Annotated in this window: 28 protein-coding genes; 6 read left to right on the top strand and 22 right to left on the bottom strand. The window is 59.7% G+C overall.

Annotated elements, in window-relative coordinates:
* Position 1: 1 nt before the first annotated feature.
* The 3 genes from HHJ17_RS02335 to HHJ17_RS02325 form a co-directional block, all read right to left on the bottom strand.
* On the bottom strand, positions 2 to 661 hold the full coding sequence (locus tag HHJ17_RS02335; protein WP_296497421.1) for a response regulator transcription factor: 660 nt from the start codon (positions 659 to 661) through the stop codon (positions 2 to 4).
* A gap of 98 nt (positions 662 to 759) precedes the next feature.
* Entirely contained in the window at positions 760 to 1,317 is a 558-nt protein-coding gene (locus HHJ17_RS02330; RefSeq protein ID WP_296497424.1) for a hypothetical protein, read from the bottom strand.
* Positions 1,318 to 1,328: 11 nt separating this feature from the next.
* Positions 1,329 to 2,426, bottom strand: coding sequence for an NAD(P)-dependent alcohol dehydrogenase (locus HHJ17_RS02325; RefSeq protein ID WP_296497426.1), 1,098 nt, complete (start codon positions 2,424 to 2,426; stop codon positions 1,329 to 1,331).
* Between the two features lie 599 nt (positions 2,427 to 3,025).
* Between HHJ17_RS02325 and HHJ17_RS02320 the strand changes: the two genes are divergently transcribed.
* Positions 3,026 to 3,739 carry a YebC/PmpR family DNA-binding transcriptional regulator gene (locus tag HHJ17_RS02320; protein ID WP_296497428.1) on the top strand — a complete coding sequence of 238 codons (714 nt, stop codon included), beginning with the start codon at positions 3,026 to 3,028 and terminating at the stop codon, positions 3,737 to 3,739.
* Between the two features lie 53 nt (positions 3,740 to 3,792).
* On the opposite strand, the gene HHJ17_RS02315 is transcribed toward HHJ17_RS02320, so the two are convergent.
* The 14 genes from HHJ17_RS02315 to dctP are packed head-to-tail and all read right to left on the bottom strand — an operon-like array spanning position 3,793 to position 16,120.
* Positions 3,793 to 4,347, bottom strand: a complete 555-nt coding sequence (locus tag HHJ17_RS02315; protein WP_296497430.1) for a carboxymuconolactone decarboxylase family protein — start codon at positions 4,345 to 4,347, stop codon at positions 3,793 to 3,795.
* Between the two features lie 2 nt (positions 4,348 to 4,349).
* Positions 4,350 to 5,147, bottom strand: a complete 798-nt coding sequence (locus HHJ17_RS02310) for an ABC transporter ATP-binding protein (protein WP_296497433.1) — start codon at positions 5,145 to 5,147, stop codon at positions 4,350 to 4,352.
* A gap of 1 nt (position 5,148) precedes the next feature.
* Positions 5,149 to 5,970 carry an ABC transporter permease gene (locus tag HHJ17_RS02305; protein WP_296504899.1) on the bottom strand — a complete coding sequence of 274 codons (822 nt, stop codon included), beginning with the start codon at positions 5,968 to 5,970 and terminating at the stop codon, positions 5,149 to 5,151.
* Between the two features lie 12 nt (positions 5,971 to 5,982).
* Complete coding sequence (locus HHJ17_RS02300; RefSeq protein WP_296504897.1) at positions 5,983 to 6,942, bottom strand: ABC transporter substrate-binding protein; 960 nt, start codon at positions 6,940 to 6,942, stop codon at positions 5,983 to 5,985.
* Between the two features lie 51 nt (positions 6,943 to 6,993).
* Complete coding sequence (gene mdcH / locus HHJ17_RS02295; RefSeq protein WP_296504846.1) at positions 6,994 to 7,917, bottom strand: malonate decarboxylase subunit epsilon; 924 nt, start codon at positions 7,915 to 7,917, stop codon at positions 6,994 to 6,996.
* A complete protein-coding gene (mdcB, locus tag HHJ17_RS02290) occupies positions 7,914 to 8,870 on the bottom strand; it encodes a triphosphoribosyl-dephospho-CoA synthase MdcB (RefSeq protein WP_296504844.1) in 957 nt (318 codons plus the stop codon). Before mdcB ends, mdcH begins: the two co-directional genes overlap by 4 nt.
* A gap of 7 nt (positions 8,871 to 8,877) precedes the next feature.
* Positions 8,878 to 9,573, bottom strand: a complete 696-nt coding sequence (mdcG, locus tag HHJ17_RS02285) for a malonate decarboxylase holo-[acyl-carrier-protein] synthase (RefSeq protein WP_296504842.1) — start codon at positions 9,571 to 9,573, stop codon at positions 8,878 to 8,880.
* A gap of 27 nt (positions 9,574 to 9,600) precedes the next feature.
* On the bottom strand, positions 9,601 to 10,299 hold the full coding sequence (gene mdcE, locus HHJ17_RS02280) for a biotin-independent malonate decarboxylase subunit gamma (protein WP_296504840.1): 699 nt from the start codon (positions 10,297 to 10,299) through the stop codon (positions 9,601 to 9,603).
* The gene (locus tag HHJ17_RS02275; protein ID WP_296497444.1) at positions 10,296 to 11,183 is read right to left on the bottom strand and encodes a biotin-independent malonate decarboxylase subunit beta; all 888 of its coding nucleotides are present in this window, start codon (positions 11,181 to 11,183) and stop codon (positions 10,296 to 10,298) included. Before HHJ17_RS02275 ends, mdcE begins: the two co-directional genes overlap by 4 nt.
* Entirely contained in the window at positions 11,180 to 11,503 is a 324-nt protein-coding gene (gene mdcC / locus HHJ17_RS02270; protein WP_296497446.1) for a malonate decarboxylase acyl carrier protein, read from the bottom strand. The genes HHJ17_RS02275 and mdcC overlap by 4 nt, the downstream gene beginning before the upstream one ends.
* Positions 11,504 to 11,513: 10 nt before the next feature.
* Complete coding sequence (mdcA, locus tag HHJ17_RS02265) at positions 11,514 to 13,190, bottom strand: malonate decarboxylase subunit alpha (RefSeq protein ID WP_296497450.1); 1,677 nt, start codon at positions 13,188 to 13,190, stop codon at positions 11,514 to 11,516.
* A 1-nt stretch (position 13,191) separates the two neighbouring features.
* Positions 13,192 to 14,541 (bottom strand): TRAP transporter large permease, encoded by a 1,350-nt coding sequence (locus tag HHJ17_RS02260; RefSeq protein WP_296497452.1) that lies wholly within the window; start codon positions 14,539 to 14,541, stop codon positions 13,192 to 13,194.
* Positions 14,538 to 15,107: a TRAP transporter small permease gene (locus HHJ17_RS02255; RefSeq protein WP_296497455.1), complete on the bottom strand. Its 570-nt coding sequence runs from the start codon at positions 15,105 to 15,107 to the stop codon at positions 14,538 to 14,540. The genes HHJ17_RS02260 and HHJ17_RS02255 overlap by 4 nt, the downstream gene beginning before the upstream one ends.
* Complete coding sequence (gene dctP / locus HHJ17_RS02250) at positions 15,104 to 16,120, bottom strand: TRAP transporter substrate-binding protein DctP (RefSeq protein WP_296497458.1); 1,017 nt, start codon at positions 16,118 to 16,120, stop codon at positions 15,104 to 15,106. Before dctP ends, HHJ17_RS02255 begins: the two co-directional genes overlap by 4 nt.
* A 187-nt stretch (positions 16,121 to 16,307) precedes the next feature.
* Here dctP and HHJ17_RS02245 point away from each other — a divergent pair, with 187 nt between their 5' ends.
* Positions 16,308 to 16,970, top strand: a complete 663-nt coding sequence (locus HHJ17_RS02245; protein WP_296497461.1) for a GntR family transcriptional regulator — start codon at positions 16,308 to 16,310, stop codon at positions 16,968 to 16,970.
* Positions 16,971 to 17,008: 38 nt separating this feature from the next.
* Positions 17,009 to 18,607, top strand: coding sequence for a rhodanese-related sulfurtransferase (locus HHJ17_RS02240; RefSeq protein ID WP_296497463.1), 1,599 nt, complete (start codon positions 17,009 to 17,011; stop codon positions 18,605 to 18,607).
* A gap of 18 nt (positions 18,608 to 18,625) precedes the next feature.
* Here HHJ17_RS02240 and HHJ17_RS02235 read toward each other — a convergent pair whose 3' ends face one another.
* Together HHJ17_RS02235 and HHJ17_RS02230 are read right to left on the bottom strand one after the other, a co-directional pair.
* Positions 18,626 to 19,174 carry a cytochrome b gene (locus HHJ17_RS02235; RefSeq protein ID WP_296497465.1) on the bottom strand — a complete coding sequence of 183 codons (549 nt, stop codon included), beginning with the start codon at positions 19,172 to 19,174 and terminating at the stop codon, positions 18,626 to 18,628.
* Between the two features lie 146 nt (positions 19,175 to 19,320).
* The gene (locus tag HHJ17_RS02230; RefSeq protein ID WP_296504838.1) at positions 19,321 to 19,539 is read right to left on the bottom strand and encodes a SlyX family protein; all 219 of its coding nucleotides are present in this window, start codon (positions 19,537 to 19,539) and stop codon (positions 19,321 to 19,323) included.
* A gap of 197 nt (positions 19,540 to 19,736) precedes the next feature.
* On the opposite strand from HHJ17_RS02230, the gene HHJ17_RS02225 reads away from it, so the two are divergent.
* Both HHJ17_RS02225 and queC read left to right on the top strand, forming a co-directional pair.
* Positions 19,737 to 20,231, top strand: a complete 495-nt coding sequence (locus tag HHJ17_RS02225) for a hypothetical protein (RefSeq protein ID WP_296504837.1) — start codon at positions 19,737 to 19,739, stop codon at positions 20,229 to 20,231.
* A 44-nt stretch (positions 20,232 to 20,275) separates the two neighbouring features.
* Positions 20,276 to 20,998, top strand: coding sequence for a 7-cyano-7-deazaguanine synthase QueC (gene queC, locus HHJ17_RS02220; protein ID WP_296504835.1), 723 nt, complete (start codon positions 20,276 to 20,278; stop codon positions 20,996 to 20,998).
* Here queC and HHJ17_RS02215 read toward each other — a convergent pair.
* Genes HHJ17_RS02215 through ilvA form a run of 3 tightly spaced genes read right to left on the bottom strand, consistent with a single transcriptional unit; the run spans position 20,971 to position 25,238 of the window.
* A complete protein-coding gene (locus tag HHJ17_RS02215; RefSeq protein ID WP_296497477.1) occupies positions 20,971 to 22,743 on the bottom strand; it encodes an ABC transporter ATP-binding protein/permease in 1,773 nt (590 codons plus the stop codon). The two genes, queC and HHJ17_RS02215, sit on opposite strands and share 28 nt — an antisense overlap.
* A gap of 12 nt (positions 22,744 to 22,755) precedes the next feature.
* On the bottom strand, positions 22,756 to 23,682 hold the full coding sequence (locus HHJ17_RS02210; RefSeq protein WP_296497479.1) for a 5'-nucleotidase: 927 nt from the start codon (positions 23,680 to 23,682) through the stop codon (positions 22,756 to 22,758).
* Positions 23,679 to 25,238, bottom strand: coding sequence for a threonine ammonia-lyase, biosynthetic (gene ilvA, locus HHJ17_RS02205; protein ID WP_296497480.1), 1,560 nt, complete (start codon positions 25,236 to 25,238; stop codon positions 23,679 to 23,681). The genes HHJ17_RS02210 and ilvA overlap by 4 nt, the downstream gene beginning before the upstream one ends.
* A gap of 66 nt (positions 25,239 to 25,304) precedes the next feature.
* On the opposite strand from ilvA, the gene HHJ17_RS02200 reads away from it, so the two are divergent.
* The gene (locus HHJ17_RS02200; RefSeq protein WP_296497483.1) at positions 25,305 to 25,754 is read left to right on the top strand and encodes an OsmC family protein; all 450 of its coding nucleotides are present in this window, start codon (positions 25,305 to 25,307) and stop codon (positions 25,752 to 25,754) included.
* Position 25,755: the final 1 nt, after the last annotated feature.

Here is a 25,755-nt window from a genome sequence, read left to right as displayed (position 1 = left end):
CTCAAACCTTGGGCACCATGTAACCGACCCCGCGCACGTTCTGGATCAGCTCGTCGCCGAGCTTCTTGCGCACGCCGTGAATGTAGACCTCCACCGCATTGCTGCTGACCCCATCTTTCCAGCCATACAACTTTTCCTCGATCTGGAGGCGCGACAGCACCCGACCCGGCCGGGCAATCAGCGGCTCAAGCACCGCCCATTCACGTGCCGACAGCACCACGGGCTGATCGTCCACCTTCACCTCGCGGGTCGCCGTATTGATGCTCACGCCGTTGTGCTCGTAGACCGGCTCGGCCCGGCCGGCGGCGCGGCGCAGCAGTGCCCGAATGCGGGCCAGCAACTCATCAAGGTCATAGGGTTTGAGTACGTAGTCGTCCGCGCCGGCGTCCAGCCCTTCGATGCGTTGCTGGACCGAGTCGCGGGCCGTTGCAATCAGGACCGGGGTGCGTTCCTTGCGTGTGCGCATGGCCCGCAGCACGCTCAAGCCATCGCGGTGCGGTAAGCCCAAGTCAAGCAGGACCAGGTCATAGTTCTCTGTCAGCAGAGCCGTTTCGGCCATCTCGCCGTCTTTGACCCAATCGACGGCATAGTGCTCGGCCCGCAGCAGGTCCAGCACGGTCTCTCCGATCATCGTGTCATCTTCCACCAGCAAGAGGCGCATGGGGCGTGTTTCCTTCTATTGATTTATCGCCGAATCGCTTCGCGTTCAGCGTTGCGTGATGCCACGCCGGCAAATATAGCAGCCACAAGTGATGCCCATCAGCCCATGAAAATCGGATCGGAGAAGACCAAGGTTCCGTCTTTGCGGATCATCAGGTTATCGGCTTTCAGCAGGTCAGGCAGCGCATCGTATTCAACAGAAAATTTCTCCAGCGCCTGAAGAGACTGCTGCACGGTTTCCGCCCAGCCCATGGGGGTCACCACAAGGTGATGCAGCGCAATGCGCCCCATGTCGCGCGCCAGGTAGCGCCACATTTCGAAACCATCGAAAAAGAGCATTGAAATCTTGCTCGCCAGCTCGGTCGCGTCACCGGAACTCGCCAGTGGATAGAGCTTCTCCACCTCCACAATATGGAACGGAAAGCCACTGCTGGACCGACCCGCTGTGCCGTGGTCGGCGTAGACCACAGGAAAATGTTTGCCGGTTGGCCTGTCGATCGCGGTGTAGTAGGCGTAGTCGATGGGCGAGGAGAGCACCTTGAAGACATGCGCCTGCCCGTTAACCACATCCCCCTCCAGAACGATGGTGTTTTCGCCGCGACCGATCTCCCGCCGTCCGGCCAGAAGGGGGTGGTCGGGGACCGGGTCGACAATCATTCCAGCCAAACTTACGGTTTGATCGCTACCTTGAGCACCCCGTCACGCTGGTGCGAAAACAGGTCGTAGGCGGCGACGATATTTTCCAGCTTGAACTCATGGGTCACCATGACACCCAGATCGACCCGGCCGGACGCCACCACATTCATCAGCCGGCGCATGCGTTCCTTGCCGCCGGGGCAGAGCGCCGTATTGATCTTGTGATCGCCCAAGCCGGCGGCGAAGGCGGACAACGGGATTTTCAGGTCACTGGAATACACGCCCAGGCTGGAAAGAGTGCCACCGGGCTTCAGCACGCGCAGCGCCGACTCAAACGTGGCCTGCGTGCCCAGTGCTTCAATCGATGAATCCACGCCGCGACCCCCGGTGATCTTCATGATTTCCTCGACCACATCGCAGCTATTGAAATTGAGTGTCACGTCGGCACCCATTTTTTTGGAAATGCCCAGACGGTGGTCGTTTCCGTCCACGGTGATGATGGTGCTGGCGCCCAGCAGTCGGGCACCGGCGGTGGCGCACAGGCCAATGGGCCCCTGGGCAAACACCACCACGGTGTCGCCAATTCTGATGTTGGCGTTTTCGGCCCCCTTGAAGCCGGTGGACATGATGTCCGGGCACATCAGCACCTGTTCATCGGTCAAGCCGTCGGGAATCGGTGCGAGGTTGGCCTGGGCATCGGGCACCAAGACATACTCGGCCTGCGTGCCATCGATCAGGTTGCCAAAACGCCAACCTGCGGTGGCTTTGTAACCGTGACAGCCACACAGCCCCAGAGGAATGAGGTAGCTGCCGTCCTGCGATGCCGCACCGTCCTGCGCGGCGTAGGAATTGAAGTTGGGGCAAATGGCCCCGGCAATGACACGCTGGCCTTCTTTGTAGCCCTGAACGGCACTCCCCAGTTTTTCGATCACGCCCACCGGCTCATGGCCGATGGTTAGCCCCTTGGCCACGGGGTACTCGCCCTTGAGAATGTGGATGTCGGTGCCGCAGATGGTGGTGGTGGTGATGCGCATCAGGGCATCGTTGGGCCCCACGTCCGGGATGCGTTTGTCGACAATTTCGATACGACCGGGTTCAACAAACACCGCAGCTTTCATCATGGCAGACATAGGCACTCCTTAGGTTGTGAATAGGGATACCGAGCAGAGGGCTCGTGGACCCAGTCTATCCCGTCTAGCGGCGATGGCCAGTGCCTCAAACCAATCCATTGATGCAGCGCAATGCGTCCCTGCAGCGTTGCCGCTGTGATGAAATCGTTTACCTGCTACAGACGACCAGGGCGCGGGCATTGTCACCTTGATTGACGGTGGAAACCGATGCGGCCCAAAACTCGCACCCTGTGCTGACGGTGCGGGTTGCAAGGTATTTGGCCTGTAGCGCCCGTCAAGTAGGCGTAATACGCTATTTAATTAATAGCAATAAATCCACCCAGCTCACAGCCGCACCGAAAAAAACTTACGCCGGATATGGTGGGCTGGCAAGTGAACTTCTCTTGCGGGCCTGCTTCTCAGCAGTAAATAGAAAAAAACTGCATCACGCCCGGGTGCGATAGAAATTGCCCGCCCGGCGCCCCTGCCTGTGAGTGAGCCTCCAGGTGTTAACCTACGCCCCGTCGGTCATGCGCCCCGCCTCTTTAACAAGCGCATGCCCCCAACATCTCAATATTGACGAGCGCATTCGAGCGCAACAACACGAAGGAATATCAGACATGGGCGCGCAGTGGAAAGCAAAAGGTAAGGAACTGGCGGCAAATGCCAAAGGCAAGCTGTTCGGACGATTGGCGAAAGACATCATGATCGCGGCCCGCAGCGGGGCCGACCCCGCTTCGAACTCGCGCCTGCGGTTGGTTGTCGAGCAGGCGCGCAAAGTCTCCATGCCGAAGGAAACGCTGGATCGCGCCATCAAGAAAGGCGCGGGGCTCACTGGTGAGACCGTCAATTTTGAACACGTGATTTACGAAGGCTTTGCGCCGCACCAAGTCGCTGTCATGGTCGAATGCCTGACCGACAACGTGAACCGCACCGCACCTGAAATGCGCGTGCTGTTCCGCAAAGGGCAACTTGGCACCTCCGGCTCAGTGGCTTGGGATTTTGACCATGTGGGCATGATCGAAGCCGAGCCGCTGGTGGCGGGCGCCGATCCTGAACTGGCCGCCATCGAAGCGGGCGCGCAGGACTTTGAGCCGGGCGACGAAGACGGCACCACGATGTTCCTGACCGACCCCGCCGATCTCGATCTGGTGAGCCGCGCGCTGCCAGCCCACGGCTTCACAGTCTTGTCCGCCAAGCTGGGCTACAAGGCCAAGAACCCCGTTGATCCAGCCAACCTGAGCGCCGAACAGCAGGAAGAAGTTGAAGCCTTCCTGGCCGCCATTGATGCGCACGACGATGTGCAGAATGTGTTTGTGGGCTTGGCGGGGTAAAGCTGGTCTGTTGTGCGCTTGGCCGGTGGGTCAGGCCGCTTCAAAGTCTTCCTTTATTCAGGGGCAACGTGGAGCGCCTCCAGAAAGCGCGCCACCATGTTGTAGGCCGCGATCACGCCGACCAGTTCAACCTGCTGTTGCGGGTCTGGTAACGTGGTTTTTAGCGCAGAAAAACAGGACTCGCTGACTTGCACCTTGAGTGTCATTTCTTGTGTCAGCGCCAGGGCGGCGCGTTCCGTTGCGTTGAATAGAACGTGGTTGTCGATTGCCGTCGTCAGCTCGCGCAATGCATCAAGCTGCGCCTGGCTCCCGCCTGCTGCCAGAAATTCAGGTGCATGCTGGCTGTACTCATAGTCGGCACGCGTCAGGACCGCTACAGTGCAGATCGCCAACTCCCGTAACCGGGCGTCGAGCGACAAGGCATTGCGGACCGCCCCTAAAAATCCGTTCCAGCCCACCGCATAGGCCGGACTGTTGAGCAACATCCGGTCCAGATTGAGCAAGGTGCCGCCGCGCCGCTGGCGGATCGCGGCAACAACATCGACCGGCCCCAGTTGCGCGTCAGCCACCACGGGAATGCGCGGTAAATTTTGAAGGGTGTGCTTCATGCTCAATCCACCGCCGCGGCCAGAACTTCAAAATCATGGTGTCGTTGCTGCTCCTCCATCACCAATTGGCCGAGCTCCCGTTTGAGCGCATTGAATTCTGCCGAGGCCGGATCGCGCAGACGCGGCAGGTTGACCAGCACGTCGCGTTTGACCGTACCGGGACGGTAGGTCATCACAATGATGCGGTCAGCCAAATAAATAGCCTCTTCGATGCTGTGCGTGACGAAGATCACGGTTTTACCCAGCTCAGACCAAATGCGCAGCAACTCATCCTGTAAGTTGCGGCGGGTCAGCGCGTCAAGCGCGCCAAAGGGTTCGTCCATCAACATGATGGGCGAATCGAGTGCCAGCACGCGCGCAATCGCAACCCGCTGGCGCATGCCACCGGACAGGTCTTTTGGGAAGCGGCTGCGGAATTCGGACAGACCGAGTTTTTGCAGTAAACCGGCCACGACGGGCTCAATCTCGGCTGCACTCATGCCCTTGATCTCCAGGCCGAAGCTGATGTTCTGCGCCACCGTCATCCACGGAAACAACGCATATTCTTGAAACACCATGCCGCGGTCCGGCCCTGGACCCGTGACCCGTTTGCCGTTGGCAGTAATGGTGCCGCTGGACGGCAGGGAGAAGCCTGCCGCTGCATTGAGCAAGGTCGACTTGCCGCAACCCGAAGGTCCGAGTAGGCAGACGAACTGGCCTTGCGGTATTTCAAGGTTGATATCTTTGAGCGCCACAACCTCGTTGTCAGTGGTTTTGAAGATCTTGTTGACGCCTTGGATGGCGATGTGTGCCGATGTCATGTCAATGCTCCAGTCCGCGGTGCCACCGCAGCAGGTGGTTGTTCAGTTTATTGACGCCGATGTCAATGGTCAGACCCAGCATGCCAATGCTGATCATGCCGGCCATAATTTTGTCGGACCAAAAATACTCACGCGCCTCCAGAATTCGAAAGCCCAAACCGTTGTTGACCGCAATCATTTCTGACACGATCACCACGATGAAGGCGGTTCCAATGCCAATGCGCACGCCTGACAGAATATAGGGCACGGCCGCCGGCAGCATGACCCGCAGGAACAGGGTGCGCTGGCTGGCACCCAGATTGCGAGCGGCCCGAATGTAGATGCCATCGACATGCCGAACGCCCGCAATGGTGTTGATCAGGACCGGGAAAAATGCGCCAATGGCGATCAGGAACACGGCCGGTGGATTACCCAGTCCAAACCACAGAATGGCCAATGGAATGTAGGCGATTGGCGGAATCGGACGCAGCACCTGCGCCAAGGGATTGAGCAAGGCGTACACCCGGGGGCTGGCCCCCATCATGAGCCCCAATGGCAGTGCCAGTGCGGCACCGATGAGAAATCCGGACGCGACCCGAAACATGCTGCCGATCGAATCGATGATCAACTCGCCGGAGACGGCCCACGCCAACCAGCTACCGGGCGCTTCCGAGTACGGCACCTGCGGCAGCAGATAAGCAATCCAGCGTTCTACCACCGCCGCTGGCGATGGCAGCACATGGGGGTTGACCCAGCCCATCGATGCGATGAGTTGCCAGAGCGTGATCAATGCCACTGGCACGATCAGGCCAACCCCTATTTCTCGCCAATTAAATTTGGTCATCATGAAGCTCACTTATTTGAGGTTCATGGATTTTTTGGCCTGCTCCAGCAGATCGGTCTTGACCCAGTCTTTGGCGATCGGTGGATTGGTCATTTTGCCGATCCCCTGCTTGAACATCACATCGGTGGTGACCTGAATGTGGGCTGGCGTGATGTCATAGGTGTAGGCCGAATTGCCAATCGCATCATTAAAGTCATCGGCCGTGATCTGGCCCTTGAAAATCGTTTGCGTCACATATTTTTGGGCCGTTGCCTTGTTGTCAATGAACGTCTTGGTTGCCTCCACAAAGCAACGCATGAATTTCTCGGCCAGAGGACGACGTTCCTTGTAGAACTTTTCCGTCATGACGAGCGTGCGCACCGGCGAGCCGATCGGGGTGTCGTAAGGCTTCATGACCTCGACGCCAAAGCCTTTGTTCAGCGCCTGCGAGGCTTGCGGTTCGGTCTGCATGATCGCATCGATGTTTTTACCCATGAGCGCCTGGTTCAGGTCGGGGTAGGACAAGTAAATGATCTGCACATCCTTGCCCGGTGCATCGGCGGACGTCAGCCCGTTTTGCGCCAACTCGGCGGCCAGCAAGACTTCCTGGATGCTGCCTCGGGTCACGCCGACCTTCTTGCCTTTCAGGTCCTTGACTGATTTGATGCCGGCGTCTGAACGAGCCACCAGCCGCGCGCCGCCAGTGGCAAAACCGGCCACCACATAAATCGGCACCCCTTTGGCTCGTCCGGAGATTGCAGCTTCAGAAGCGGTCGCACCCACATCAAGTTCGCCGGCGATGATGGCCTGCATGACGTCGAGGCCCTTGGCAAAGGTGCTCTCTTCGACCTTGATGCCGCATTTGGGGCCGATTTCCTTGATGTAAGAAATGGCACCAAAATGCGCGAGCTTGAGATTGCCAAGACGGATGACATCGTCGGCGGCCTGTACCTGGCCAGACAGCACGGCCAACGCAGCGCAGACCGCGACCATTGATTTTTTGAACATGATAATTTTCCTTATGAGTTATTGAATAAAGACGGGTCAGGTGTCTGTGTGTCGGGCGATCCAGTCCATTGCCCCCTGCAGATGTTGAAAGTCGTCCAGCGAGCGCGCCGGAATGGCCGGGTAGCGGTCGTTCCACATTCGCCCTAATGCAGATCCGGCGCCAACTTCCAGCACGCACGACACTTGTTTTTCGGCAACAGCCTCCATGCACGAGGACCATTGCACGGTGCTGGCAATTTGCTGGCTTAACGCCTGGCGCAGCTCGATGGGTTTGCGGCTTAAAGCACCGAGTGCGTTGAGGGCAATTGGGCAACAAGGGGGGGCAAATGGCACTTCCTGCAGTGACACGGCAAAAGCGTGAGCAGCAGGCGCCATCCAGGATGAATGCGATGCCACCTGCACCTCCAGCCGCTTGCAAACTGCCCCGTTAGCCTGCAGTGCAAGCGTGGCTTGCGACAAGGCCTCGTCGGTGCCTGCGAAGATCGCCTGGCTGGCGTTCACCTGGATCGCGCACTCGATGTGAAGGCCGGTGCAGGCGGCAAAGACAGCCGCTTCCGAGAGACCAGATACGGATAACAAACCGGTCTTCAGGCCGGCCACGGCCTGATCCATCACAGCGGCACGCTGGCTTGCCAGCGTGAGGGCCTGGTCGGTCGTGAACACCCCGGCACAGGCGAAGGCCGGCAACTCGCCCACGCTGTAGCCCGCGACAACGGCGGGTTGCGCACTAAGTTGCTCTTTGACGGCAGCCCATGCGGCCAACGACGTGCCGGTGATTAACACCTGCGCAAAAGCGTTGTCGCTGCGGCGCTTCGCGTCATGGAGCAAGTCGCGCCAGTCGGCCCCAATCCGCTGGCTCATTAAACGCAAGCTCTCGGCGGCTGCCGGTGCCGATTCAAGCCAGGGCAACATGTCCGGGTGCTGACTGGCCTGGCCAGAAAATAAAACGGCGTAACTCATGTCGCCAACACGATCGATTCCCGCGCGCGCCAGCAAGCCCCGCTGGGGGGCGACGACACGCCACTGCTGGCGGCTCGCTTCCGGCGAGTGAGCTCGTCAACCCAGCAAGCGCTGGCCAGCACATCTGCGGCGCCGCCCGGGGACAGCCTGCGTTGGACAAAGGCCGTGTGGACGGCTCGGGCGTGCAGCCGCCAATCGGTTTGCAAAACGCCGCCGGCGGTTAAAAAATCACGAGCCGCCGACTGCACAAAGCGCAAACCCGCGATGCCACCACGATGCACCACATTGGTGTCGTCCAGTTCGGCCATGGTGGCAAACAGAGCTTGCACACGGGCGGCGCGATCTGTTGCCCCGCCGGCCAACGCCGCCTGCAAAGCTGGCAGCGTGATGTCAAACAGGGTGGGAAACGCCTGGGCCGCTTCGTCCCCCGCGCTGCGCATGCCGAAGCGCTGCGCAACACGCTGGCCGTTGGACGTGGGCGTTGCCAAGCGCGTCGCCTTGGCGCGCGCTGCCAGCGCTTCGCCCCAGGTTGACAGCAGGACCGCGCGCAAATGCAAAGGGGTCAATGGCAAATCTTGGGCCTGCAGTTGACCGGCGCTGGCGCACAGCAAGCCCAATCCAAACACCGCGCCGCGGTGGGTGTTGATACCGCGGGTCGCCGCCAGCATGCGCGCCTCCGCATTTTTTCCAAGCGATTCCAGAACCCCAAACGAATGACGGTCATAACCGGCCTGCGCCATGCGGGGAAAGTAGCCGCGCAACGCAAACAAGCTGCGTAAGAACGTGGTGCCATCCATGTCGAGATGGCTGCCGCAATCACGAAAAGACACCAGACCGGGCTTGGGCTCCAGTGCGATTTCTGCATAAAGGGCACGGACCGCCGCCCGACCCAGTGGCTGTGCGCCCGCATAAGGGGTGCCGGGCGTGGCATGGTTTTCAGGCGTGCGGTCCATACGCGTTTCAGCTCAGGGCCGGCACAGCTTCTGGATCAGCAAGTTGAGCACCGTCACCAAGACGGCGCACGTCTTCCAGAGAGGCCAGCCGGATGCTGTGGCGGTCTTTCACCAGCACCTGCGACGTCTGCCCTTGCAGGAGTTGTTGCAGCTCGCGCCAGGCGATCGCCGGTCCTTGGGAAAAAACAATTTCACCATCGATGCGGCAGTGCAGTTGCGTGCTGGCAAGCAGTTGCGTCACCTTTAGTGCCATCGCCAAAGAGGTCACCCCCAGGCTTAAATCAAGGTCGGACTCAGCATGCAGGTAGCTCAGGCCGGTCAGCGATTGCCAACCGTGAGAGCCATAAACATGGGCTTGCGTACCCATGTTGGAAAGCGCTTCAGACAAATCAAGTGCAGCCGGACCCCAATGGTTCGCCTGTGCCACTTGCATGAGCGTTGGAAACGCTGCACACGCCGTGAGGTGATCAACATTCACGGTCAGGGCCAGTCGCCGTTTTGACCATTGTTGCGGTGCGGGTAGGCCGACGCAAAGCTGATCCGACGAAGTTTCTGTGCGTTGACGGCAAACCACCAAGGGCAGACGGTTGGTGCACCAATGCGCCAGGATCTCCTGCGCCTCAGCATCCCAGGCCCGATCTTCAATCTGTGCCCAGGCCCGTTCGTCGATCGACACCAATTGATTGCGCAGCAAACCTTTCATAAACGTTATTGACTGACTCGCTGGGGCTCAGGCATTGACCACGCGCGCTATCACCTGCGCCGCGAGTGTGCGTCCGCCGCGTGCCGCACCGTCAGCGGCGCGCTGGTCCAGTGTGGGTGAATCATCTAATGCCGCCAGCAGTTGTGCTTGAAGGTCGCCCGTCCAGAGCGCACGAATGCCGCCCATGGCCACGTAGTTCTCGACGCCCGGCGCAAACACCGGGTTGGATTTCGACAACTCCGCCAAGCGCTCCTCGTCGATCTTGGTCACGCGCGCCATCGCGGGCAATCGCATGACGCGGATCTCGGCTTCCGGCAAGGCGTAGCAGGCATCGGCAATCAGCCCTGATGTGATGAAACCGCCCGAGAGCGCCTGGTCATACACCAGACCGATCACGCGATGCGCCTGGCGTCGCGCCAATTCGACGCAACACCCCATGTGCGCCATGTAGCGGTTAATGCCCAGCAGCTCGTCCCGGTGGCGCAGCCGTTGGCCTTGGGTGTCCACCAGCAAGACGATGGGGCGCCCTGGATACTTGCGCACCGTGTCCAGCACCACGCGCGCCTGAGCCAGCGCGAGCTCTACCCCGATGGCGGCGTGGTTGGTGGTGCCCACGACCGTGACCGTTCGGCCATTGACTTCAGCCGTACCGCTGAGCAGATCGCCGTCGCGCGTGACGCGATGGCCCGCATCAAAAAGTTCGTTGAGCAACGGGTCCCAGTTCATGCCGGTTCCTTGTGTTGAATGGCTTTCAGGGCTTGCATCTCCGAGGCTTCCATGTCTGCCACCCTCGCCGGATCAGGCACGCCAGCGCGTTGCCAGATGTCCAATGCGTCGCGGCAGTTGCCGTAGCGGATCAGCCGGTCCGTCAGCAGCGCGTGCTCCGCCTCCATCGCCTCCAGGCTCAGGGGCACAGACTGGCCCAGTAAGGGAATGGTGGCATTGCGAAAAGCGGCTATATCGTCTTCCACCAGAACATCGCAATCACCAATCAGGTAGCGGTGTTTACCGCCCGTGGTGCGCCAGACCAGCGCCCGGTCACGCGAGTCATATTCTTCAACCCCGTTGGATGACTCGATCACCTCCGGCCCGGACATGGCCAGTCGGCCAATGTCGCTCATCACGACATGGTCGGCACAACGTGCGATCAGGCCCATACCGCCAAAACAGCCATTGCCGCCACCAATCAGCATGATCACGGGAATGCTTTGAGCCCGTGCGTCGAGCAAGGCGCGCATCACTTCCGACACCGCGATCAAGCCGGCATTGGCTTCATGCAAACGCACGCCGCCCGATTCCGCCAGCACGATCACGGCCGCAGGCTTCAGGCGCAGTGCCCGTTTGAACAGGCCGACCAGCTTGGCGCCATGCACCTCGCCGACGCCGCCGCCCATGAATTCCCCCTCCTGTGACGCGATCAGGACCGGCTGACCGACCAGCGTGCCACTGCCGATGACGACGCCATCGTCAAAAGATGACGGCACCCCCAGCAGCGCCAGGTGCGGGCTGACCACCCGTTCGGCGGGGCCGAGGATTTCAAGGAATGAATGCGCATCCAGCAGATGCGTGACGCGCGCACGGGCCGTCGATTCGGAGAAGCTGCGGTTCATGGCTTCACCTTTGCCGTTGCGGGCAATTCCGCGGCGGCCTGATCGAGCCGCAGGCTCACCACGGCGGGGGTGGCCCCCATGTCGTTGATCGAGATGGCAATACCCGCAAGGCCATGGCGCTCATGAAAGTCCTGCAGCACCGCCTCCCAAATAGGAGAAAAACCACGGGCTGAGGTGGTGATGTCCACCGTGCACTGGGCGCTGCGGGTGCTGGGCTCTAGCATCACCTCCAGGTTGCCTGAGCCGACCACGCCCACCAGAATCGGCGTGAAGTCACCGGGTGCCTGCTGTCCGGGGTATGAGAAATGAAGTTTTTCCATGATTACTTTTTCACCAGTTACGGAAGCGTTTTGGCGGGTTGTACAAGCCACCCGAGGCACGCACCAGGTCGCGCATGGTGCGTGCGGCCAGCAGACTGCGCGTGGCATCCCGCTTGTCGATTCCTATGTCCTCGGCGCGCTGGATCACACCGCGGTCTCGCAGGTTCTCCACCATGCGCCGATCGCGTGCCAGCCCCACCGGGGTATAGCCCGCCACGCCGCGAATGGCTTGCTCGCGCTCTTCATCGGTGCGGCACAGCAACAGGTTGGCAATGCCTTCTTCGGTGAGGATGTGGGTGACGTCGTCACCGTAAATCATCACCGGCGGAATCTCCATGTGGGCCTGCTCGGCCAGCTGCCAGGCGTCCAGTTTTTCGACAAAAGCCGGCTGCATGTGTTCGCGGAAAGTCTCCACAATTTGCACCACCAGCTTTTGTCCGCGCGGCATGGCCGAGACGCCGGTGCGTCCCTGGCGTGCCTGGGCACCGGCTTTCAACCAGGCCGGTGTGGCGTGACGGCGGCCGCGTGCGTCAGCGCCCATATTGGGTGCGCCGCCAAAGCCCGCAATGCGGCCCAATGTGGCGGTGGAGCTGTGGCCGTTCAGGTCGATTTGTAGCGTGGAACCGATGAACATGTCGCAGGCATAGTGGCCCGCCGCCTGGCACAGGGCCCGGTTGCTGCGCAGGCTGCCGTCGGCACCGGTGAAAAACACATCGGGCCGGGCCTTGATGTAGTTTTCCATGCCCAATTCAGAACCAAAAGAATGCACCGATTCGACCCAGCCGGCCTCAATCGCCGGGATCAAGGCCGGGTGCGGATTCAGCGCCCAGTGCTTGCAAATCTTGCCTTTCAGACCGAGCGACTCAGCATAGGTGGGCAGCAGCAGCTCAATGGCGGCGGTGTCAAACCCAATGCCGTGGTTCAGGCGCTGCACGCCGTATTCGGCATAAATTCCCTTGATGGCCATCATCGCCATCAGCACCTGAATTTCGGAAATTTGCGCCGGGTCGCGCGTGAACAGCGGCTCAATCAGGTTGGGCTTGGGCGCCAGGATGACAAAGTCCACCCAGTCGCTTGGAATATCCACACGCGGCACCGTATCGACAAACTCATTGACTTGGACAATGACGATGCCGCTCTTGAAGGCAGTGGCCTCCACAATCGCCGGCGTGTCTTCGGTGTTGGCGCCGGTGTAGAGGTTGCCCTGCGCGTCAGCCGACTGGGCGCAGACCAGCGAGACACGCGGTGTCAGGTCCACAAAGTAGCGGGCAAAAAGCTCCAGGTAGGTATGGATGGCGCCAATCTGAATCTGCCCGGCCGACACCATTTTGGCCAGCCGTGCACTCTGCGGGCCCGAGAACGAAAAGTCGAGTTTCGAGGCAATGCCGTTTTCAAACAAATCCAGGTGTTCGGGCAGGGCCAGCACCGATTGCACCATGTGCAAGTCATGCACCTGGGCCGGGTCCAGCTGGGTCAGAGCCCGCGCCAGAAAATCGGCCTGTTTCTGGTTATTGCCCTCCAGGCAAACACGATCGCCCGGTTCCAGCACAGCCGTCAACAAGCGCGTGGCATCGGCTGGATCAACCCGTTTGCCGCGCAAACTTTTCCCCAGCAAGGCGACTGCCCGCGCCAGTCGGCGGGCGCGGCTTTGTGCTTGCAAGTTCCAGCTGCGTTCAGGTGCGTTCATGTCACTTTACTCCCATGACCATGTTGGGCAATCCTGTGGCGATGCCCGGGAACAAGCACAGCAGAAACACGGCGACGAACATCAAACCAAGGAAAGGCATCACGCCCCAAATCACATCCTTCAATGGAATATCTGGTGCCACGTTCTTGATGACGAAAATATTCAGGCCCACGGGGGGATGGATCAAGCCCATTTCCATCACGACCACCATCACCACGCCAAACCAGACCAAATCGAAGCCAGCCGCCTTGAGGGGCGGGAGAATGATCGGTGCCGTCATCAGGATGATGGAGACCGGCGGCAAGAAAAAGCCCAGTACGATGACCATCAGCAAAATAACCCCCAGCAAGACCCACTTGGATAACTGCATGCCGACAATCCATTGCGCCGCGCCCTGGCTGATATGCAGGTGGCTCATGACATAGCTGTACAAGAGTGACATGCCGATGATCAACATCAGCATGGTTGACTCCTTCAGCGTTGAGGTCAGGATCGGGGCTACATCTTTGGGCCGCCACAGTCCGTACACCACGGCCACCAGTCCCAGCGCCATCAAGCCGCCCAGACCGGCTGTTTCCGAAGGCGTGGCGAAACCGCCATACAGTGCGATCATGACGCCAATCAGCAGCACCACGAACGGCAGCACGCGCGGCAACATCTCTACTTTTTTCGCCAGCGTGAAGTGCTCTTCTTCCAGATAAGCCGACTTGACGCCGCCGTTTTCATAGACTTCAAGCGCCATCTTGTATTCCTTGCGGGCCCGCACCACCGCATAGCCGGCAAACAAACCGACTAACAGCAAACCCGGACCAATGCCGGCCAGGAACAGACGCCCGAGCGATTGTTCAGCCGCCACCGCGTACAAAATCATCACAATCGACGGCGGCAACAAGATGCCCAAGGTGCCCCCGGCGGCAATGATGCCCGCCGCAAAGCCTGGCGAATAACCCCGTTTACGCATTTCAGGAATGCCGGCCGAACCGATGGCGGAGCAGGTGGCCGGTGATGATCCGGCCATGGCCGCAAACAAGGCACAGGCAAAGACATTGGCAATACCCAGACCGCCTGGCACCTTGTGCAACCAGGCATGGATGGCGGAATAAAGGTCTTGTCCAGCCCGCGATTTGCCAATAGCAGCGCCCTTCATGATGAACAGCGGAATGGACAGCAGGGTGATGGACGCCATCTCTTCATAGACGTTTTGCGTCACCGTATCAAGCGACGACGCCGGCATGAAAATGAACATGAAGGTGACCGCCACGGAGCCGAGCGCAAAGGCGATCGGCATACCGGAGAACATCACCAGCAAAGTCGCTGCGCCATAGGACAGGCCAAGAGCCAACTCACTCATTTCTGATCTCCTCGAACTTCACCGCCGGAGACCCCGATCGCTGATTGCAGAAACAGCTGCATGGCCAGCAGCGTCATGCCGACCGCCATCATCCCGTAAGGAATCCACAACGGTGGCGCAAAGCTGCTTGAGGTGGTTTGCCCCTCGGCCCAAGCTTCGTGAAACAGCGTCCACGACTTCCAGGAAAAAAAGCTGCAAAACAGCGTGGAGACAATGTCCACCAGAATCAATCTCACGCGGTTGACGCTGGCAGGAAGAATTGAAGCCAGGGCTTCAATGCCGACGTGGCCGCGCAGCGACTGCACATAGGCGGTGCACATGAACATGGCGCCCACCAGCATGAATACGGAAGCCTCGTCTTGCCAGTCGGTGGCAGTCTTGAGAAAGTAGCGTGTCACCACGGAATAAGTAAGCACACACGAGGTCAACACCAGCGCCAGCATCGACAGCCAAAGCACTTGCCGATTGAACCAGTTCAAACTTTTGGCCAGCACGGCCAGCGCCGCATTCTTCGGCAGCAGGGTTCCCGGTGCAGCACCGGGGTTCAGTTCGAAACCATGGCTCACAAGGTCTGCTCCGCCAGGGCCAGCAGCTTGGCACAACCTTCATTTTTGGCGCCGTAGTCTTTCCATGCCGTTTTGCGCGCAATCGCCTGCCATTTTTTGATGGTGGCGGGTGACAGATCCACCACCTTGGCGCCAGCCTTTTGGTAAATCGTGGCGACATCAATATCGTCTTTTTTGGCGGCTTCGATGGCGAACTTTTCCATCTCGGCGCCGACCGCCATGATGGTGTCACGCTGGTCTTTGGGCAACTTGTCAAAAATGGCCTTGGACATCATCAAGGGCTCAAACATGAACCAGTACGCGCCGGTGCGCCCGGTGGTGAGGGATTTGGCCACCTCTTCCAGCCGGAACGAAATAAAGGAGGTGGAGGAGGTCATGGCCGCATCCATCGCGCCGGTTTGCATGGCCGCGTAGATTTCATTGGACGGCAGCGTGACCACCGCTGCCCCCACCTCCTTGAGGATCATGTCCATTTCACGCGATCCGCCGCGAATTTTCATGCCTTTGGCATCTTCAGGCTCCACCACGGGCTTGCCGCGCGAGGCAACACCGCCGGCTTGCCAGATCCAGCTGATCAGCACGATGCCCTTGTCGAGCAGTAGGCGGTTCAACTCCGCGCCGACCGGTTTGTTTTTCCAGCCGTAAGCCTGCTCATAAGAAACGACCAGACCCGGCATCAGGCCAATGTTGACCTCGGGGATTTCGCCTCCGGCATAGGACAAAGGAATGAGCGCCATGTCGAGCGCACCCTTGCGCATGGACGAGAACTGCGCGTTGGTCTTCATCAGCGAAGAACCCGGATAGATTTCGAACTTCAGGGCACCTTTGCTGCGTTTTTCGACTTCGGCGGCAAAGTTGCGCACCAGCCGATCACGAAAATCGCCTTCCTTGATCGTTCCACCAGGAAACTGGTGCGAAATCTTGAGCGTTGTGCTTTGCGCAAAGGCCGAAGTGAACGGTGCAGTGGCAAGGGGCAGACTGCCAAGGGCTTGAAGAAGGTTACGTCTTTTCATGGTGTATGTCTCCTGAATCAGTGGTTGGAACGAACATCAGCGCCTTGCCTATCGATCGCAAAACTTAGTTGTTGTTTCGTCGCTGTATGTATACATTAATGTAGTAATTGTGTTTTTAATTGTGAACTGGTGAATACCCTAATGGAATTCAACGAATGCAAAAAATGATCGATGCGAGAATTGAGGCATGAAAATATCTGACAAGTTGCGTGAAAAAATCGAAGAGCAAATCGCGACCGGTGAGCTTTCACCAGGCAGTTCCTTGGACGAAGCGACGCTTGTGGAACAGCATGGTGTGTCCCGAACGCCCGTGCGAGAGGCCTTGATCCAGTTGGCCGCACAAGGGTTGATTGAGATCCGGCCACGGCATGGGGCGGTGGTGACCAGCATCGGCCCTGCACGCCTGATGGAAATGTTCGAGGTGATGGGTGAACTGGAAGCCTTGTGCGGGCGCCTGGCGGCCCGGCGAATGAAGGACTCTGAACGTGCTGGATTGATCGCAGCGCACGAGGCCTGTGAAAAGGCGCGCGCCGAGCAGGATTCGGACACCTATTTTTATTGCAATGAACGCTTTCATGCCGCCATCTATGCGGGCAGTCACAATATTTTTCTGGCAGAGCAGGCGCTGCTGTTGCATCGGCGCCTGCGTCCCTACCGTCGTCTGCAGTTGCGCGTGCGCAATCGCATGGGCACCTCGTTCAAGGAGCATGAAGCGATCGTGCGTTCCATCATCGCGGGCGATGCGGACGCAACGGCCGTGGCATTGCGTGATCATGTGGTGGTCCAGGGTGAGCGTTTCGGCGATTTGCTTGCCTCGCTGGCTGAACTGGCAACCGCGTCGGAGGCATGAAGCCTGCCTCGCTTCCTGTTCATCACCAACAACAACACATGACTCCTTTCTTGCCTTCGAAAACTTTCCAGGATGTGCGTCAGGCTTTGCTGGCCCGGCAGGAAATCGCCCTGATCGACGTCCGCGAGGAGGACCCGTTTGCGCAGGCGCATCCTTTGTTTGCCGCCAACTTTCCCGCGGGTCGCATTGAGCTGGACGCCTGGAGCCGCATCCCGCGTCGCTCCACGCCCCTTGTGGTGTACGACAACGGCGAAGGCCTGGCTGAGACGGCCGCCCGGACACTGCAGCAGCTCGGCTACACCGATGTCGCGCTGCTGCAGGACGGTTTGCCAGGCTGGCGTCGGGCGGGGGGTGAGGTTTTCAAGGATGTCAATGTGCCAAGCAAGGCGTTCGGCGAGCTGGTCGAGTCGCAACGCCACACGCCGTCTTTGTCCGCAGAAGAGGTCAAGGCGCTGCTGGACCAGCAGGCTGATGTGGTAGTCCTGGACGCCCGGCGCTTCGACGAATATCAGACCATGTGTATTCCCTCGGGCATCAGCGTGCCCGGGGCTGAACTGGTGTTGCGCGCCCAGGCGCTGGCCCCCAGTCCATCGACCCGCATCATCGTCAACTGTGCCGGGCGCACCCGCAGCATCATCGGAACCCAGTCGCTGGTGAATGCGGGCATCCCCAACCCGGTGTCGGCCTTGCGCAACGGCACCATTGGCTGGAAATTAGCCGGCCAGGCGCTGGAGCAGGGTGCCCGTCGCCGTTTTACTGACATTGCAGAGCGGCAGCGTTCACAGGCGGCGCCGCTGGCGCGCCAGGTCGCTGACCGTGCCGGTGTCCGGCGTGCCCAGTGGGCGGACTTGGCACAGTTTGCTGCCGAAACCGGTCGCACGACCTATCTGTTTGACGTGCGCACGCCTGAAGAATTTATGGCGGGTCACTTGCCGGGTTTTTGCAGTGCGCCCGGCGGCCAATTGGTCCAGGAGACCGATGTGTCGGCCCCCGTGCGGGGTGCCCGTCTGGTACTGGTTGATTCTGACGGCGTGCGCGCCAACATGAGTGCTTCGTGGTTGGCGCAGATGGGGTGGGAGGTTTGGGTGCTCGATGCCATCCCGTTCGCCGGCTTCAGTGAAACTGGCCCTCTGGCGGCAGTGTTACCGACGCCCGAGGGACCGATTGAGTGGGTGTCGCCAACTCAGTTGGCGCAATGGTTGGCGCAGGCGCCGGCGGACCACACGGTCGTGCTGGACCTGGCGAGCAGTGCGCACCATGTCCAGCACCATATTCCGGGCGCCTGGTTCGTGTTGCGCTCGGAACTGGCCCAAGCCATTACGCGCAGGCCTCTGGCACAACGTTATGTGCTGACCTGCGGCAACAGCCTGCTGGCGCGTTACGCCGCTGCAGAACTGGCGCGCCTGACGGGTGTCGACGTGCTGGTGCTGCAAGGCGGAACGCAAGCCTGGAGGGAGGCCGGCTTCGTTCTGGAGTACGGCGAAACGCATCTCGTCTCTCCCAGAATTGACCGCTACCGTCGTCCCTACGAAGGCACAGATAACCCGCGTGAAGCCATGCAGGGTTATCTGGACTGGGAGTTTGGCCTGGTGGCGCAGCTGGAACGCGACAGCACGCATGGTTTTCAGGTGCTGTGACCTGTTGAAACGGCGTAATCAGCCGCGCTTGGGCAGCATGTTCAGCAAAGTGTTGTCACGTTTGATGTAGTGATGGAACAAGGCCGCCGCCGCATGGGCACCGATCAGAAAATAACCGAGCGTCCCGGCTAGCTCGTGGATTTCTTTGAGCTGGCTGGCCAATTCTTTGTTGGCCCCAATCAGGGCTGGCAACGTCAGACCAAAAAACGGAACGGGTTTGCCGGCGGCGCTCAGCATGAGCCAGCCTATCAGCGGCATGCCAAGCATGAGGACATACAGCAGCAGGCGCGTCAGCTTGCTGGCCAGCTCTTGCCACTGGGGCGGCGCGGGTTCAATGCGGGGTGCGGGATACGTAAGACGCATCGCCAGACGCAACCAAACCAGGGCAAACATCAGCAGCCCCAGCATGAAGTGCAGGCTTTTCAAGGCTTCACGGGTCTCGGTGCCCTTGTCAAACAGTTCACGCAAATTAATGCTGGCGTAGATGCCGATGAACAAGACAAGCACCAGCCAATGCAGTGACATAGATATCGCGTTGTAGCGATCCGGTATCTTTTTAAAATTCATGTTTTTCCCTAGGTGTTAATACCACTAGGAATTTAATGGATTTAGATTAAGGCGATCTTAAGGATTTGTGACTTTTCTTGATGAATAAATCAAGATGGCGAGCAATTACCTTTGTTAAAGGTGCGTTACATTGCATTACAAAATAATTAGTAATGCGGTGGCATGTCGTCGCGCAGGTTGCGCGCCACCCCAACTTCATCGCCGGAGGTCGATTGCCGAAGGTGGCCAATCTCGCGAATCAGCGTGTCGATTTGCTGTTGCTGGCGGACGATGACCTGGTTCAGTTGATCCAGCAGGTCTTCGGTGAAGCTGGCCTTGATCTCAAGATCAACCAAGCGCTGTTCGGTGTCGTGGGGGTGTTCCATGCCTGTATTGGACCTGAAGAATGGGAGCGAAGAGCGGGTTGCTGAACCGTATGGGCCATCTTGGCGGGCTTTGATGGATTAAATTGCATAAAAATGCGCTATTTTCAAAAATAGCCCTAAATTAGCCCCTAAATCTACCGTATACAAAGTACCAACACGGAGAGATGCGTTAAAACTAACTTTCAGACTGACCCAAAATGCAACTGCCATCCATTGAACGAACCCCTAATCTGCGGCTATCCGGCGCGGAGTTGGCTTCTATGGCCGTTGCCAAAGCCAGCCCTACGACGACGCCCAACGCCTCTGTGACGCCTGTTCCGTCGATTGAGCCGGTGCCCAGCGTCATCAATCTGGTGAACTTGTCCAACAAGCCCAGTACCGGGGAGGCGGTCTACACCAGCGTGTCCGATCCGGCCCGGCGCGGTTCCGAGGCGGCAACGACGCCGAAAGACTGGACCATTCACCGGCCCAAGGCCGAAAAAGTTGAAGAACCGCCGGCCGTGCCGCTGTCCAAGCTGCTGATTGACCATATCAAGTCATTGTGGACGGCCAGCGCCAGCGCCATTCACGTCCAGCAGGTCAAAAACCAGCTGGACATGTCGCAGCCCAATCCCCATGCCACACCGGGTGTGATCTCGACCGAAGTGCTCACTTACTCGCCGAGCAAAATTAACAAGACTGAAAAAACTTAGTCTCGTGGGGTGCAGCCACCCCGCGCGTCCCCTAACATTGGGGCATGCACACCACCGCACTCGTTCTTTTTTCTGGAGGTCAAGACTCCACCACCTGCCTGGCGCAGGCTCTGTCCAAGTACCAGCGGGTCGAAACCATTGCCTTTGACTACCGCCAGCGGCATGTCGTCGAACTCGATGCGCGCCTCAACGTACTGTCTGAAATCCGCCGTCAGTTTCCCCAGTGGGCCGCCAAACTGGGCGATGACCACCTGCTGGACCTGGCGGTGCTGGGCGAAGTGAGTGACACCTCACTGACGCGCGACACGGCGTTCAAGATGGAGCAAAGCGGTCTGCCCAATACCTTTGTGCCCGGGCGCAACCTGCTGTTTTTGACACTGGCCGCCGCCGTGGCCTACCGGCGCGACCTGCAAGTAATGGTGACCGGCGTCTGTGAAACCGACTTTTCCGGTTACCCCGACTGCCGTGACGACACCATGAAGGCCATGCAGTTGGCCCTCTCGTTGGGCATGGATAAACGCTTTTTAATTGAAACACCGCTGATGTGGATCGACAAAGCCGCCACTTGGGCGCTGGCGCATGAGTTGGGTGAAAAGTCGGGCACGCCGAACGGTGGCGCGGCCTTGGTGAACCTGATCATTGAGCACACCCACACCTGCTACCTGGGTGACCGTGAGCACCGCCACCCTTGGGGCTATGGCTGCGGCGCCTGCCCGGCCTGCGAGTTGCGGGCACGCGGCTATGAGCGTTTTTCTGTCAGTTTGTAAAGCGCTGGCGCACCTTCCGGCCGCTTTTCCAATTCCCAGCGCCGAGAATGAAAAGCCGCCACACTCGGTCGGTGTGCTATTGAAATAAGAGCGCCTTGCGCAGTATCGACGAGGGCTAGAAGCCGTTTATACACTGAACTCTCGGTGATTTCGTCGAGCGCGCTGGTGGCCTCGTCGGCAAACACCCACGTTGGTTTTTTCAGCAGCACGCGGGCAATCGCCAGCCGCTGCTGCTCGCCCCCCGACAGTTTCTGGCTCCAGGCGTCGGCCAGGTCCAGCTGGTCGGCCAGCTGCGGCAGCAGCGCATCAAGCAGCGCCTGGCGCAGTTGTTCATCGGTGTAGCTGGCCGGCGCTTCCGGATAGGCCAGCGCATCGCGCAGCGGCCCGTTGGGAAAATACGGCCGCTGCGGAATGAACATGGCATCGGCCGGGCGGGTGAGGGCGCCACTGGCAAACGGCCAGATGCCGGCCAAGGTGCGAAACAGCGTGGACTTGCCGCTGCCGGACGGCCCCTGCAGCAGCACATGGTCGCCGGGAGCGGCGCGCAGCGCGGCGCCCGCCAGCAACACCGCGCCACTGGGCAAGGTCACCGTTAAGTCGTGCGTTTCAAGTGCTACTGAATTAGTAGCTGTTACCGCAGTAGCGACGGGGGCTAGCGCCTTAAAAGAGGCTTCAAAGCTGGTCAGGCGATCGGTCGTGGCGCGCCAACTGGCCAGACTGCTGTAACTGTCCACAAACCAGCTGAGCGACCCCTGTACCTGACCAAAGGCGCTGGAGATCTGCATCAGCTCGCCCAGCTGGATGGCGCCGCTGAAAAAGCGCGGCGCCGCCACCACAAACGGGAACACCACCGCCGCCTGGCCAAAAAAGCTGGTGAACCAGACCAGGTTTTTCTGCGCCTTGATCAGGTGCAGGTAGTTGCCCAGCACGCGGGAGAAGCGCAGGTCCAGCTGCACCCGCTCCACCGCTTCACCCCGGTCCAGCGCAATCGATTCACTGTATTCGCGCACCCGCACCATGTGGTGCCGAAAATCGGCTTCCAGCCGCTGCTGTTCAAAATTCAGTTTGATCTGCGGCCGCCCGATGTAGTGCGTCAGGATGCTGCCCGCCAGGCAGTACAGCACCGCCATCCAGACCATGAAGCCGGGGATGTTGTATTCGCCGCCGTTGAAGGAAAACGCAAAGCCGCCCGACAGGCCCCACAAAATGCCGACAAAGCTGGCCAGCGTCACCACCGCATTGAGCAGCCCCATGGTGAGGGAGACGGTGTAGGTGGTGAACTGGTTGATGTCTTCCTGAATCCGCTGGTCCGGGTTGTCCGGGTGGCTCGTGTCGGCATTCGGCTGCCCGGTAAAGCGCGCCAACTCCAGCTGGTAAAACGCATGGTTGGCCAGCCAGCGCTGCAGGTAGTGGCCAGTCATCCAGGCGCGCCAGCGCATCTCCAGCAGCTGCGTCAGGTAAAACTTGTAAACCGCAATGATGATGAAGGCAAACGCCAGATAGGTGAAGCGGCCCAGCTGTGCCCAGAACACGTCAGCTTTTTTGTCTTGCAGTGCGTCGTAAAACAGCTTGTTCCAGTCGTTGAACAGCACCGCCATGTAGACCAGGCCCAGATTCAGCGCGACGATGGCCAGCAGCAGCGCCCTGGCTTTCCACTTTTGTTCGGACTGGAAGTAAGGTTTGGTCAGGGCCCAGGCTTGGGCGACAAAGGCTTGAAAAGCTTTGAGTTTTTGGGGCCGCTTCATGGGGGCTTAAATTCAGCGCGCGGGGTTGGACACGCCACTGGCCACATGGCCCGAGGGCACATGGCGGGAGGCTGAATCGACGTGGCCGGTCTGGTCGTCAAAAAAGAAATCCGGTTCAAATTCGCGCAGAAATTCGCCTTTGGGCAGGCCGCCGAGGAACATCGCCTCGTCGACCTCGATGTTCCAGTCCATCAGCGTGCGAATGGCGCGTTCGTGCGCCGGGGCGCTGCGGGCCGTCACCAGTGCGGTGCGAATGCGCATGTTCGGCGTGCCACTCTGTTGCAGACGCTGCAACGCGGTCAGCAGCGGTTTAAAGGGCCCGGCCAGCAGCGGTTGCTGGGCCTTGTCGGTCTCGTGCTTTTGAAAAGCGCGCAAGCCCTCCGCCTGGTAGACGCGCTCGGCTTCGTCGCTGAACAGCACGGCATCCCCGTCAAACGCGATGCGCACTTCATGCGGATAGGCGTCACCGGCATGAACCGATTGTGGATAAACCTGCGCGGCCGGCACACCCGCGTCCAGTGCGGCGCGCACGTCGCTCAAATGGGTGCTCAAGAACAGGTTGGCGTGCAGCGGTTTCAGGTAGCGCCAGGGTGACTGCCCGCGCGTGAAGCTGCCGCGCTCGATCGGCAAGCCGTAGTGCTGGGCCGAACGGAACACGCGCATGCCGGAGACCGGGTCATTGCGCGACAGGATCACCACTTCCACCGGTTGCGACGCCGGCTGGCTCAGCGACTCGGCGGGCGCATGGTTGAAGGCCAGCAGCTTTTTGACCAGCGAAAATGCCACGCCCGGTTTGGCCGGAATATCCAGCCGCTCCAGTTGCAGCGCCATGTAGGCCCGGTCGTCGCCCTGCTCGAAGACCTCGTTTTCTTCCTCGAAATCAAACAGGGCGCGACTGGAGATCGCCACCACCAGTTTGCCGTCCAGCGAAGCGCTCATGACTGCAAAAACATCCGGTACACCGGGTTGTTGGTTTCTTCCACGTAGGGGTAGCCCAACGTTTCCAGAAATTCGGCAAACGCGACGGTGTCGGCTTCCGGTACCTGCAAGCCGATCAGAATGCGGCCATAGTCCGCGCCCTGGTTGCGGTAATGAAACAGGCTGATGTTCCAGCCCGGGCGCATCAGGCTCAGGAATTTCAGCAGCGCACCGGGCCGCTCGGGAAAGACAAAGCGCAGCAGGCGTTCGTCCTGCGCCAGCTTGGAGTGACCGCCGACCATGTGCCGAATGTGTTCTTTGGCCAGTTCGTCGTGCGTCAAATCCAGCGTGGCAAAGCGGTGCTTGGTGAACTGGGCGGTGATCTTGGTGGATTCGCCCTTGCCGTGCGTCGTCAGCCCCATAAAGACATGCGCTTGGGCGGCATCGCTGATGCGGTAGTTGAATTCGGTCACGTTGCGCGGGCCGCCGGGCAAATCGCCAATCACCTCGCAAAAGCGTTTGAAGCTGCCACGCTCTTCCGGAATGGTCACTGCAAACAGCGCCTCGCGCTCTTCCCCCACTTCGGCGCGTTCGGCGACAAAGCGTAGGCGGTCAAAGTTCATGTTGGCGCCGCACAAAATGGCAGCGTAGGTTTCGCCTTTAGTCTTGTGCGTGGCCACATACTGCTTGATCGCCGCGACTGCCAGCGCGCCGGCCGGTTCCACAATGCTGCGGGTGTCGACAAACACGTCCTTGATCGCCGCACACACGGCGTCGGTGTCCACAATGATGTAGTCGTCCACCAGCTCGCTGGCGATGCGAAACGTTTCTTCGCCCACCAGTTTCACGGCGGTGCCGTCGGAGAACAGCCCGACGTCGGGCAGCGTGACCCGCTTTTTGGCGGCCATCGACTGCACCATGGCGTCTGAGTCGTTCATTTGCACGCCGATCACCTTGATCTCCGGGCGCACCGCCTTGATGTAGTTGGCCACGCCCGCGATCAGGCCGCCGCCGCCAATCGCTACAAACACGGCATCCAGCCGGTTGGAGCCATGGCCTTGCAACTGGCGCAGCATCTCCATGGCAATCGTGCCCTGGCCGGCAATCACGTCCGGGTCGTCAAATGGGTGAATGAAGGTCAGCCCCTGTTCGTTTTGCAGGGTGACGGAATGGTCGTAGGCGTCGGAATAACTGTCGCCAAACAACACGACCTCACCGCCAAAGCCGCGCACGGCATCCACCTTCATTTGCGGGGTGGTGGTGGGCATCACGATGACCGCGCGGGTGCCGAGTTTGCGTGCGCTCAATGCGACGCCCTGGGCGTGGTTGCCGGCTGAAGCGCAAATCACGCCGTTCTTTAATTGCTCGGCGGTCAGTTGCGCCATCTTGTTGTAAGCGCCGCGCAGCTTGAAACTGCGCACCGACTGCTGGTCTTCGCGCTTGAGCAGCACGGTGTTGTGCAAACGCTGGCTCAAGGCCTTGGCGGGCTCGAGGGCGGTCTCAATCGCCACGTCATAGACGCGGGCGGTCAGGATTTTTTTAAGGTAGTCGGCGGGTTTAAGGTGTTGTGTTTTCATGGGGCTTTGATAATAAGCCTCCGGCACAGGTCACAATCCTCAGCTTTTAATAAAGCAAACATCAATATGGAATGCACAGTCAGCTGGACCGGGGCGTTGGGTACGCGCTCAGGCATGGGTTTTGTCGCTGAAACCGGCAGCGGCCACACCCTGATGATGGACGGCGCGCCGGACGACGCCAAGCCTGAAAACGGCGGCCTCAACCTGGCGCCGCGCCCCTTGGAAACCGTACTGGCCGGCACTGGCGGCTGCACTGCTTATGACGTGGTGCTGATCTTGAAGCGCGGTCGCCACGATGTGCGCGGCTGCAGCGTCAAACTCACCGCCGAGCGGGCCGAGGTCGACCCCAAGGTGTTCACCCGCATCAACATGCATTTCACTGTGTCCGGCAAAGGCATTCCGGCTGTGGCAGTCGAACGCGCCATCGCCATGAGCCACGACAAATACTGCTCGGCCAGCATCATGCTGGCCAAAACAGCCGAGATCAGCACCAGCTTTGAGTTGATCGAGTCCTGAT

The organism is Rhodoferax sp. (assembly GCF_012927445.1).
GTDB lineage: Bacteria > Pseudomonadota > Gammaproteobacteria > Burkholderiales > Burkholderiaceae_C > Rhodoferax.
The sequence above is the reverse complement of the archived record's forward strand: the minus strand, read 5'-3'. Positions and strand labels throughout refer to the sequence as shown.